This is a genomic window from Natronomonas halophila, assembly GCF_013391085.1.
Taxonomy (GTDB): Archaea; Halobacteriota; Halobacteria; order Halobacteriales; family Haloarculaceae; genus Natronomonas; species Natronomonas halophila.
Genome location: NZ_CP058334.1, coordinates 2,559,259 through 2,570,816 on the forward strand (window position 1 = coordinate 2,559,259; position 11,558 = coordinate 2,570,816).

Below are 11,558 nucleotides of genomic sequence, written 5' to 3' on the forward strand. Positions count from 1 at the left end.
GTCAAAAAAGCGGGTTTGCGAGTGGGGAGTTAGTTACCGACTTCGAGCGCGCGCTCGACGACGTCCTCGCTGTAGAGGTCCGCGAGGTCGTCGTGCTGGTCGGGACGGTTGTGGTAGACGTCCTTGAACAGCTTGATGGGCGTCATGAGGGCCTGATAGGTCGCCTCGTCCCACATGCGGTCCTGTGCGACGTCGACCTGCACGCCGTCGATTTCGACGGTTGCGGACTGGGTCATCGCGATGGCGCCCTTGCCCGCTTCCTTGGCCGCTTCGAACTCCTCCATGGAGTCGACGATGTCGTCCATGCTCGGGACGTAATCGAGGAGGTCGAGCAGTTCCTCGACGAGTTCGTCCTCGGTTTCGAAGAAGTACTCGTCGCCGGCGACTTCGAGTTCGTAGCCGCCGTCCTCTTCCTCGAGGTCGACGGTCTCGCCGGTGTAGACCTGCACGCCGTCCTGGTCTTCGAGTTCGGCCGTGCGGCCGCCAGCGTCGAGGACCCAGTAGCCGGCCGCCGGCGGGAGCGGGCTCTTGTTGGCTTCGACGACCTGGCCGGGCGTCAGCGACCAGATGCCGAGCATACCCATCGCGTTGTTGGCGGTGATGCGGTCGTGGTAGCCCTCGACGTCACGGATGTCGTCGTAGGGGCCGTCGACGGAGATGAGACCCGCCGCGCTCGCGGCGCGGGAGGTGTTGTGGCGGAGTTCCTTCCACTCGGGGAGGCCACCGGTCGGCGTGATGGCGCGCATGTCCTTCGTGTAGTCGACTTCGCCGTCGACGAGCAGGAAGAGGCGCTGGAGGTTGTTCGAGGCCTTGCCCATCTCGTCGCGGAGCTTCTCCATGGCGAGTTCGGCCGAGCCGGACTCAATGATGACGGACATGTTGAGGCTGCCTTCTTCGAGGCCGTGCTCGTTTTCGACGATGGTGATGAACTCGTCGGCTTTCTTCCAGTCGTCGATGTCGCCGACTTCGGGGATGACGAACCCGTCGATGTTCTCGACGGCGCCGTTCGCGGGGTCGGCGATTTCGAGCATGTGCTGGAAGCCCTTGTAGCGCGTCTCGGGGCTGTCGCGGTGCCAGACGACGCGGGGGTGGATTTCGCCGGGGAACTCGTCGCCGTCCTCGGCGACGACTTCGGCGATGTTCTCGGCGCCCTCGTCACGCATGTTCGGCGCGGTGGCGTCCTCGTTGTCCGGGACCCAGACGTCCGGGGCCTGCATGCCGCGGAGGCCGATGGCGCTACGGAGCTTCTTGGCGGAGTCGTCGACACCTTTCTCTGCGGTCGGTGTCGTGAAGAACGTCCGCACGAACTTCCGGCCGTGCGTTCGCTTGTCGAGTTCAGTCATGAATCATCCGTACCGACAACTCCGCCGTTATTAAAGGTGGCCAAAACGGTCTCTATTGGCGGTAGAAGGGTTGAATACAGTAGTTACTGTTCGCGTAAAAAGAAATAAACCGGCGGTTCGGAATGCCGATCAGTCGTCGTCGTTCGACGTCAGCGGGTCGGACTCTTCCTCGGTGAAGCCGGCGGACTTCTCCATCCGCTCCTTGGCTTCGGGGTCGAACTGCGCTTCGATGTCCTGGAAGCGCGAGACGAACGAGAGCTCGTGGTGGCTCTCGGTTTCGTGGCCGAGGTAGCGGTCCTCGAGGTCCCACTGGGCTTCCTCGTCGTTCTCCGCGATGTTGCTCATGTCCTCGTAGACGGCGTGTGCACCGGAGTGCAGGGCGTACAGCGTGATGAAGATGTACTGGTAGCCCAGGTCGCCGAGTTCCTGGAACGTGAGCGGGTCCTCTTCCTCGGACCACGCGAAGGAACTGGAGTAGTTGAAGGCGAGGTCCAGGTCCGGGTGGGTCTCGTGGATGGTTTCGGCGTAGTTGACGGCGTCCTCGCGGGACGGGTCCGGCATCTCGGGCCAGACGAGGTCGACGCCGGCGTCGGCGTAGATGCGACCTCGCTCGAGGTGCTCGTCCCAGTCGCCGTTGGCGGAGCCGTAGGCGTCCGTCCGGGCGATGATGATGGTGTCCTCGGACTGCTTGGCGTCGACGGCGGCGGAGAAACGCGCTTCGGCGTCCTCACGCGAGACGATCTTCTTGCCGGCGATGTGGCCACAGCGCTTCGGGGTCGTCTGGTCCTCGATGTGGACCGCAGCGACGCCAGCCTTCTCGTATTCGCGGACGGCGCGGCGGACGTTGTGGATGCCACCGTAGCCGGTGTCGGCGTCGGCGACGACCGGGAGGTTCGTCGCTTCGACGATGCGCTTTGCGTTCTCGACCATCTCGGTCATCGTGACCATCTCGAGGTCCGGGAAGCCGAACTGGCCCAGGACCGTCGAGTAGCCCGACATGTACGCGGCGTCCAGACCGGCCATCTCGGCCAGTCGGGCGTCAAGCGCGTGGTAGAGACCGGGCGCGAAGGTGAAGTCCTGCTTCTCGAACTTCTCGCGAAGCTCGCGAGCGGCGGGGTTGTCAACGTCTCGAGTAATCGATTCCGTGTTCTGGACGCGGCTTGCGACCTCGTCCACTCCGTCGTTGTCGTGTGCCATGGTTATGTAGGTAGTTACCGTCCTCGAACGATAGCACGTTCGAGACACCGGATTTCGTTCCTGAGTGCACACAGCCCGGTCGCATCAACGCCAGCGTCGTCATATCGAGTACGGCGACACCGAGGCTGCGGGTCACTCATCGTAGGCACCTGAATAGAGCGAGGACTGGTACAAAACCCTTATGAATTATAATGTTAATACTCGTTAGACTGTTTTGACTCCTTAAGGGATTGGGAATATCTAGCAGGAATGTGTGGCGGTGTCGTGGGGGGACATTCTCCCCGCGTGCGCGTAAGAAGACCCGAAGAAGACCGGGGCAACACGTATGGGAACCCCTACCGGAGTGGGTGCCATGCGATATGCGACCGTCGTCATCGACCCCTCGGGCGGCGACTTCCAGCCGACCGACCGGGCGCTCGCCGACGAACCGACGGTCTCCCGAGAATCGGTCCAGCAGGTCAACCTGTTGCGCGACGGGACCGCCGTCTCGCTGTACGCCGTCCGCGGCGACCTCGGCCGTGCCAGAACTATCCTCGCCGAACAGGAGGCCGTCATCGACTACGACGTCTCCGGCGACCGGGAGGGGCTGGCCTACGTCCACTTCCGCCCGACGGGGACCGTCGAGCGGTTGCTCGCGCTCGTTCAGGACAACGAAATCGTCCTCCAGACGCCCATCGACTGCGTCGACGGCGGCGGCTTCCGCGTGACGCTGGTCGGCGACGACGAAACCATCGGCAACGTCGTCGATGCGATTCCGGACCCCCTGTCGGTCTCGCTGGAAGGCATCGGCGAGTACCATCCGGACTCCGAGCAACTCTTCTCCGTGCTTACCGCTCGCCAGCAGGAAATCCTCGATGCCGCCGTCGAGATGGGCTACTACGAGGTCCCGCGGGAGGCGACACACGACGACATCGCCGCCGAAGTCGGCGTCTCCGCCGGTACGGTCGGCGAACACCTCCGGAAGGTGGAGGGCAAAATCCTCTCGTCGCTCGTCGGGTAGGCAACTCGAAAAATCGACTTTCGTGCTCGCTTACAGGAAGCCGAACACGAGCACGGTGAGGAGTACGAGCGCGATACTGTATTTGAGGCCGCTGAAGACGCTGTTGGCGGTCAGTTTTCCGGAGATGACGCCGGTACCGACCGCCTGAATGAGCGCCGAGTGGAAGAACAGCGCTCGATAGATGCCGACGCTATCGCCGCTGATGGTAATCAGCCCCGCCTCGGCGAGTTGGTCTGTGTCGCCGACCTGTTCGACGATGGTGCCGAGGAAGGAGTAATCGAGGATGACGATAACCGCCACGTACACGAGGAATCCGAGGATGACGACGGTCGTGTAGGCCTGCAGTTCCTGGTTGCGGTTACGTTCGAGTCGGTATCGCTGGCGGGTGTCCTCCGCGGTAATCGAGAGGATCTTGTGCAGGTCGCCGGTCGACCGCGTCCCTTCGGCGAGAATCTTGCAGGTCCGGGTCAACTGCGGCACCTGCAGGCGCCCGGCCAGCGACAGCAACGCCTGCCTGACGTCGGCGTTCCACTCGATATCGTTGCGGACCTTGAGGAGTTCCCCGGCCAGCGTCCCCGTGAGGTTTCGCGAGACGAGGTCGAGGCCCTCGCTGAGGGACAGCCCCATCTGGTTGGCGCTGGCGAGGATATCGAGCGTGTCGGGAAGCCGCTTTGCGACGTGGCGCTTGCGGTATTCGGTGAGTTCGTGGAATACCGCAAGCGGGAGCGCGATGATAACGAAGGGAACGACCGCGAGTGCGACGCCGACCTCGTAGGACCGCTCCAGGAAGTCAGTCGGCGCAACGGCCATGTTCGTGGCGAAATAGGCACCCACCGCAGCGGCGACGGGCACCGTAAATAGCAGTGTGTAAAGCGGCTGTCGGCGGAACACCCCGACCGGGTCCGTAAGCAGCGACCGCAATCGCTCCCGAAGGCGGATTCGCCGGAAGGCCTGAAAGCCGGGGTACTTCCGGACGGAGGATTCCGGCCAGGCCGTGTGCTGGCCGCGGTCCGGGTGAATCTCGTGTGCCGGTTGCTTGAACGGCTCGGAGAGCGTCGAGATGAGGACGACGAACCCGATCATCGCCAGCGGCAGGATGACGTAGACGATGAGGAAGAGCATCGACAGCGTCTCCTGCCCGAGGAAGCTCATCATCAGCAGCGTCACGACGAAGAAGAGCGGTGCCGCGACGAACCCGACGATGAACACCTCGCTCAGGAGTTCGAGCGTCTGGAGGAACTTGTCCTGTTCCCTGACCGCCCGGTCGCGATGTTTGTTGGCTTCCTCCCGAAGGAACTCGGTGACGTCGCCCCCCGAGTCGAGCATGGTCAGCATATCGTCGAGGAACTGCTCCATGCTGTCCGACGGCGTGCGGTTTCGGGCGTTCCGCAGCGCGGTAAACAGGTCCGAACCGAACATGTCGACGTCCTTGACGACCGTCTCGAACTCGTGGGCGACCTCGCCGTAGGTCCCCTCGGTTTCGGCCGTCCGCCGGAGCACCGTCACGAAGTCCATCCCGCCGAAGGAGAGGGCGTACATGTAGACGATCGTGTGCGGCAGGGTCACGTTGATGTTCCGCCGCCGCACGTCGACGATGTAACTCGGGTAGTAATATCGGGTAAACCAGGTAATCGCGCCGAAAACGCCCGCGAGGGCGGCGACCAGAACGCCGGTCCCGATGACCTCCTTGTTGGCCGAAACGAAGAGCACGACGTCGCCGAACGGCCCGTTGACCGATGGCGCCCACGGTGCCGACAGTCCCGTGAAGACGCCGGACTGTGCGAAAAGCCACGAGACGAGCAGGCCGATGAGGCCGCCGAGGACGGCGGAAGCAAGCGACAACCACAGCGTGCGCGTGAGATAGACGTCGAAGGTCTTGCCCAGATGCGCCTGATTGAGGTGCCGCTGGAGTTCCGTGTGTTTCTCCTCGCGGGATTTGAAGTAGGTCCGCACGTAGCCGAACTCCTCGCGCAGGAGGTCCTCACGGATACCCGAGATGCGTTCGCTGTCCGGGACGTACTGTTCGGCCTCGTACTCCGGGACCGGAATGCGGTCGTCCGTCTCCGGGTCGGCCTCGAAGTCGATGGGCGTCGAATCCGGGGTCTGTGGCTCGTCGCTCATTACTTCGTGAGGTCGGCCGGGTCGAGTTGGTCACCGTCGATGCGGTCCATCACCGTCTCCCGGTCGGTCATAAACCGGTGGATGACGCGGGCGACGTCCTCGTACCAGGTGATGTCGTTGTCGACCATGTACTGGAGGACCTTCCGGCGGTCCTCGTACTCCTGATTGATTTCGGCGGTCGACCACCCGCGGTCGGCCGCGATGTCGTCGAAGACCGACGAATCGAACTTGGTGTTGAACGCGTCCCGGTCGGCGTCCCAGTCGAAGACGCGATTGATGTGGACGTCGTCGCCCTCGCCGGCCGAGACCAGTTCCGTAATCTGGTCGTTTCGGCGGACCCGCTCGCCTTCGACCATCACCTGTCGCTGGATGGAGATGATATCCAGTTCCTTCAGCATTTGTAGCGGGACGGACAGTGGCTCGTTTTCGAGCCGGTTGATGACGCCGTTTACCGACTCGGCGTGGACCGTCGTGTAGGCGCTGTGGCCGGTTGCCATCGCCTGGAAGAACGTCAGCGCGACGTCCGATTCGGTCCGAATCTCGCCGACGAGGATATACTCCGGCCGCTGTCGGAGCGCTGTCTGCAGTTGCTGGTACATCGTCACCTGCCCTCGACCGGACCCGGTAACAGAGTCCCGGGTCAGGCTCTGAACCCAGTTTTCGTGGGGCAGCGATATCTCCGGCGTGTCCTCGATGGTGACGATTTTGGATTTCTTGGGGATGAAAAACGACACCGCGTTGAGGCTGGTCGTCTTCCCCGACCCCGTCCCGCCGGCGAACAGCAGCGAGCGGTTGTTCTCGATGGCCAGCCAGAGGTAGGCCATCTGCTCGACGGAGAACGTGTCCCAGTTGATGAGGTCGATGGGCGTGTCCGGGACCGACGTGAACTGCCGAATCGTGAAGTTCGGTCCCCGCGTCGAGATGTCGCCGCCGAAACTCAACTGGACGCGCGAGCCGTTCGGCAGCGACGCGTCCACGAGCGGGTTCGACACCGAGATGTGCTTGCCGGACCGCTGTGCGAGCCGGGTCACGAAGGAGATGAGGTCCTCCTTGCCGAAGGTGACGTTCGTGTCCAGGTCGCGGTAGCTGTCGTGGTAGACGAACACCGGGAGGTCCACCCCGTCACAGGAGATGTCCTCGACGGCATCGTCGCGGATTATCGGGTCGACCCGGTCGTAATTGAGGAAATCACGACGCAGGTAGTACAGTATCTTGTACAGCGACGTCTCCGGAAGCGCCGCGGTGTGTTTCTCGACGAGGTCGCTGGCCTCCTGGGAGAACCGCTCTGCTTTCGGCATCTCGCCGTTCGTCTCCTGATACATCAGGCTGTTCCGAAGGACCTTGGTCAACTCCTCGAGGACGTACTCCTCGAAGTCGCTGAGCCACGGTTCAGTGACGTGATACCGCAGTTCGTTTTCGGTGGTATCACGGAGAATCGAGACGTACGCGTACGGTTCGTTCGTCCACTTGCGCTCTATTTCCTCGTGCTCGATGAGATAGCTGAAATCGAAAAAGCGCGACTGCAGGTGTGCCAGCGGCGGCCGGGTATCGAACACCAGGTTCTCCGCCTCCGCGAACGACGTCGTGACGTCGTCGAGCACCGCCGTCACGGTGGGATGGTCGCGGAGCTGCTCTTCGATATCGGGCTCGAACAGTTCCGACTCGTCGTATTCCCGGTCGGTTCCGTCCCCGATGAGCCCGTTGGTCCACTCGAAAAGCGTCCGCTGAATGGACGAGATGGTCTCCTCGAACGTATTTACGGCCCCGTTGCCAGCGACGGCATCGGTTTCGAGGTCACGGTCCGTCGACTCCTCATCTACATCCCCGGATGTAACCCCGGGCTTGTCCTTGCTAACCCCACCCATAAGGGGTCGGTTACTTTTGAACTCACCTAAGTATTTGGGAGGATTATCAGGCTCGCTAGATTGTCCCAAACACTTTAATTGATTCAATAATCAACTATTCAACTATGGGATTTCGGGGGGCCAACCGGGGGCAATCAGAGGTAATCGGGGCGATACTGATTTTCGCCATCATCGTGACGCTAATCGGCATCAATCAGGCGTTCGTCGTTCCGGACGCCAACGCCGACGTCGAGTTCCAGCACAATAACGACGTCCAGCGCGATATGGTCGATTTGCGGAGCGGGACGACCGAAGCCGCGGCGTCGAACGAACCGCGGTCCCGGAGTATCGCGCTCGGGACCGACTACCCGACGCGGTTCGTGGCGGTGAATCCGCCGGCGCCAACCGGGAGCTTTCGGACGACATCCGGTGGCAACATCTCGGCGAGCGGGCTTGACCTCTCGGATATCTGTGGAACGGGCAGTGACGACCCCAGTACGAAGTTCCTCAGATACGAACCGAACTACAACGAATACCAGGACGCCAATCCGATTACCGTCGAGAACACGGTTACCTACCGGGAGACGGGCGGCAATCCCCTTTTCAACACCGGACAGTTCTTCGCTCAGGACTCACAGATTAACATCATCCGATACACCGGTGATTTCGAGGAGACGTCGGCGCGCACGGCCAGCGTCGACCTCATCCCCTCGGCGACCGGCGTCGACGAGGTCAACACGTCCGACGAGAACCTCACGGTGACCCTCCCGAGCAATCTGGAGAGCGACGATTGGGACCGTATCGTCGACACCTCCGGGGTGAATATAAGCGATAACGGCTCCGATGCGGTCGATTTCACGTTCCACAACGACCGGATTTACACTGTCAGATGTACCACGGTCGGCATTAACGAGGACCCGGACGTGAGTCCGGCCGACCTGACAGACGATGGGGGAGACACCGCACAGGGGATTAATCCGAACACGGAGGGTGAGATTGTTTTAGTATCGACTGAGAACGTCTCTGGAAGTGGTCAAGAGGAGGTCTCTATCGACCTTGAGGACAAGACGAACTCAGGCGGAACGGTCAATATCACCGGTGCCCGTTTGAATTTCTACTCTTCAACGAGTACGGGTCACTCCCCTAGTGACGCTGGATTCCTCACTCTCGGTGGTCAGACCTATACGCCCGGTGGTGAGTTCAAACCACTCGGTACAGAAATCGAAATCGATGGAACCGAGACAGTTGAACTGAAGTTCGACGAGACGGTCGAAGGTGACGACTTCTATGTTCTGTCTCTCGAATTCTCGAATGGTGATGTTAATACATACTTCATTTCACATCGGAACTCCAATTCCGGGAATGGAAGTAACTAATCGATAATCGTGAAGTCAACTAAACGATAGCCTATCTCTCCCACTGGATTCCTGTTCTGTATCTCCTCGTTTGTCGATGTAGCTCGTTGAGTTTCTGGAATCACTGACAGCGATATAGGTGCGGGAGCGAGTAACTATAGATGAAACGCCGAAATGAAAAAGCCTAGGCCGGGATTTGAACCCGGGCTCTCGTCCTTACCAAGGACGCGCTTTACCGCTAAGCTACCCAGGCGCGGTGGGGCTGTTGCCCTGCTACCGTCCATCCGTTCGTACAGTACTGCCGTATAAATATGTGGTGAAAACCCGCGGGAGTGCGGTGCAGTAACGTACTGATTATCGGGACTGGTCGGCCGTCGCCGAGCGGTCGGCGGTCGCTTCGCTGACGGTGATGCCGCGGAGTTCCTCGCGGGCGCCCGCAAGCGCCACTTCGGCGTCCGGCAGCGGGGTGGTGTCGAGTTCCTCGGCGAGGCGGTCGGCGTAGGCGATGGCTTCGGCGGGCGGGTCGGGATAGACGAGCGTGGCGCCGGCTTCGACGGCGAGTCGAAGGATGTCGCCTTCGAGCGTGCCTTCGAGGTCCGCGGGGTCGAAGTTCGGGACCTGCCGTCGGGTCTGATTGCGGGCGAAGCGCCGGACCGTTTGAATCGCGGTATCAGAGGCCTCGGTCCGGGCGAGGTGGTAGAATCCGCGGGAGACGAGGACTTCGGAGACGAGCAGTTCGATGTAGCCGTCGGTTCGGTCCTCGGCCGCCCAGATGGCGTTGTCGTGGACGAGCGCGCGGGCGAGGCGGAGGCCCTCGTAGCTGAGTTGGACGCCGACGCCGCGAGTCGCGGCGGCTTCGACGAACTCGTCGCCGCCCAGCGTGCGGGCGGTAAGTACGGTCAACGCACCGGGCGTCATCGAGGCGTCCTGCAGGAGCGAGTCGATGCGCTCGCCCAGCGGGGTTCGCTCGATGTCGCTGGTGAGCTCGAGGGCGGTCGCCCGGACGTTGCTGGCCTCGTCCATACCGATATCTAGGCGTACCGGAGTATATGACTTTGGAAACCCAGGCTTATCCGTCGGTGGGTTCGACTTCGAGTTCGTCTTTGAGCATCGTAAACAGGTTGTCGATTTCGGCGTCGATGCGGCGCTGGAAGAACTTCTCGACGCCGGGGACCTTCCCGTTGACGACAAAGCGGTTCGTGACGCGACAGCCGGTATCGGTCGATTCGAGGATGTGCTCGCCGGTCACCTCCATGACCTTCGAGCGGCCGACGAACTTGACGTACTCGGGGGGATTTCGACGGACGTCCTGTGTTCGGACTTCGACGGTGCCGTTGATGACGGGGATCGGGAGTTCGAGGTTCCAGACGAACTCCTCGCCCTCGTCGCTGTAGCTCTCGACGACGCTTATCGCCTCGGCGCGCTTCGTGGGGTCGGCGATGAGCTCCCACACCTTCTCGATGGGTGCCTCCACCTCGAAGGTACGCTCGACATCGGCCACCATGGGATACCGAAGGGGCCGCGTGGTTATAATCCCCCAGAAACCGGCCCCGTTACATCACGGTAATGAGCATCCCGACTACCGAGGGGGTGTTCGAGACAAGCGCCGTCATTACGACGTGATAGACGGTTCGGGTGTCCGTCGGCCAGTTCGGGAGGTCCCGAATGTGGTTTTTGATGTGGACGAACGATTCCGAGCGACTGATGGCCTCGATGTCCGGTTCGGGCGTGCTGTGGAGGAAGGTCCGATCCATCTGGTCGGCGTGTCGCTCGTGGAGGCGGCGGAGCCGCGCCTGCTTCGTATCGACAATGGCGCGGTGGATGCCGTACTGGCTGCCGACGAACCATGTGAGCACCAGCGGCGTCCCGAGGAGGGTAAATACCCACAGGACGGGGTTCCACGTCACCAGACCGACGCCGCCGGCGATAGCGACCATGGCGAGGCCGATAAACAGCGTATGGAACAGGAACCGGCCGAGCGGCTCGAGGCCGTAGTGTTCGTCCTCCAGCATGGGATTGAGTTGGATAGTGAATTTCGTGACACGAACCGCCAGATATAGCGCGGTAATCGCCACGAACGCCGTCGCAGTAAACAGCGTTATCGTCGCGAAACCGACGATGAACAGGAAGTAGCCGACGGCGAGGAGTTGGCTCGGAAGCGTCGCCGGGAGGGTCGCCGGCAGGACGATACCCAGTGCCAGCGCCCATCCCGTGTAGGTCACGGCAAGCGCGAGCCAGAAGGTCGGGCGATGGCTGCGACCGTTCGGCCCGCTGGCGATGGGTGAGTAAAACGATAGGTGATAGAGTCGCTCGAAGAATCGGCCGAAGAAGCCGTAGTACGTCTCGTCGTCGACATCGAAGGAGGGTCGAACCTTCTCGATGACCGTCGCGAATCGCCGGTCGATAAACAGTGTTGCGAAGACCGTCAGCGCCGTGTTGCAGGCGAGAACGACGAGCATCGGCCCGGTTGCGAGCGGATGGTCGACGCCGTACCAGAACGCGAGGATGCCGCCGGGACCGACGACGAGTAGCGTGAAGACGACGGTGAAGGCGTACGGATTGATTCCGTTTCGAACCAACTGGTTCCAGACGGACACCTCCTCGTGGAACGCTCGAAGGTCCGCCGCCGACGTGATGTCCGGATGTGGCTCGTAGTCGTACAGCCTGTTCGTGCTCATTGTTCCCTCCCCAATCGGAT

Annotated in this window: 9 protein-coding genes and 1 tRNA gene; 2 read left to right on the top strand and 8 right to left on the bottom strand. The window is 61.7% G+C overall.

What is annotated here, in order from left to right:
• Positions 1-29: 29 nt before the first annotated feature.
• On the bottom strand, positions 30-1,343 hold the full coding sequence (gene aceB, locus HWV23_RS13655) for a malate synthase AceB (RefSeq protein WP_178290949.1): 1,314 nt from the start codon (positions 1,341-1,343) through the stop codon (positions 30-32).
• A gap of 129 nt (positions 1,344-1,472) precedes the next feature.
• Positions 1,473-2,540 (bottom strand): isocitrate lyase, encoded by a 1,068-nt coding sequence (aceA, locus tag HWV23_RS13660; protein WP_211693259.1) that lies wholly within the window; start codon positions 2,538-2,540, stop codon positions 1,473-1,475.
• Between the two features lie 352 nt (positions 2,541-2,892).
• Between aceA and HWV23_RS13665 the strand changes: the two genes are divergently transcribed.
• On the top strand, positions 2,893-3,540 hold the full coding sequence (locus HWV23_RS13665; RefSeq protein WP_178290950.1) for a helix-turn-helix domain-containing protein: 648 nt from the start codon (positions 2,893-2,895) through the stop codon (positions 3,538-3,540).
• A 30-nt stretch (positions 3,541-3,570) separates the two neighbouring features.
• Here the strand turns inward: HWV23_RS13665 and HWV23_RS13670 are convergent, their stop codons facing one another.
• On the bottom strand, positions 3,571-5,661 hold the full coding sequence (locus HWV23_RS13670) for a type II secretion system F family protein (RefSeq protein ID WP_178290951.1): 2,091 nt from the start codon (positions 5,659-5,661) through the stop codon (positions 3,571-3,573).
• Entirely contained in the window at positions 5,661-7,526 is a 1,866-nt protein-coding gene (locus HWV23_RS13675; RefSeq protein ID WP_178290952.1) for a type II/IV secretion system ATPase subunit, read from the bottom strand. The genes HWV23_RS13670 and HWV23_RS13675 overlap by 1 nt, the downstream gene beginning before the upstream one ends.
• Positions 7,527-7,630: 104 nt before the next feature.
• Here HWV23_RS13675 and HWV23_RS13680 point away from each other — a divergent pair, with 104 nt between their 5' ends.
• On the top strand, positions 7,631-8,881 hold the full coding sequence (locus HWV23_RS13680; protein ID WP_178290953.1) for an archaellin/type IV pilin N-terminal domain-containing protein: 1,251 nt from the start codon (positions 7,631-7,633) through the stop codon (positions 8,879-8,881).
• Between the two features lie 160 nt (positions 8,882-9,041).
• Here HWV23_RS13680 and HWV23_RS13685 read toward each other — a convergent pair.
• The 4 genes from HWV23_RS13685 to HWV23_RS13700 all read right to left on the bottom strand — a co-directional run bounded on the left by HWV23_RS13685 (position 9,042) and on the right by HWV23_RS13700 (position 11,538).
• Positions 9,042-9,113: transfer RNA gene (locus tag HWV23_RS13685), tRNA-Thr, on the bottom strand.
• Positions 9,114-9,214: 101 nt separating this feature from the next.
• Positions 9,215-9,883, bottom strand: coding sequence for a DUF7114 family protein (locus tag HWV23_RS13690; RefSeq protein ID WP_178290954.1), 669 nt, complete (start codon positions 9,881-9,883; stop codon positions 9,215-9,217).
• A 46-nt stretch (positions 9,884-9,929) separates the two neighbouring features.
• Positions 9,930-10,364, bottom strand: coding sequence for an SRPBCC family protein (locus HWV23_RS13695; protein ID WP_178290955.1), 435 nt, complete (start codon positions 10,362-10,364; stop codon positions 9,930-9,932).
• Between the two features lie 49 nt (positions 10,365-10,413).
• The gene (locus HWV23_RS13700) at positions 10,414-11,538 is read right to left on the bottom strand and encodes a hypothetical protein (protein ID WP_178290956.1); all 1,125 of its coding nucleotides are present in this window, start codon (positions 11,536-11,538) and stop codon (positions 10,414-10,416) included.
• Positions 11,539-11,558 lie beyond the last annotated feature (20 nt).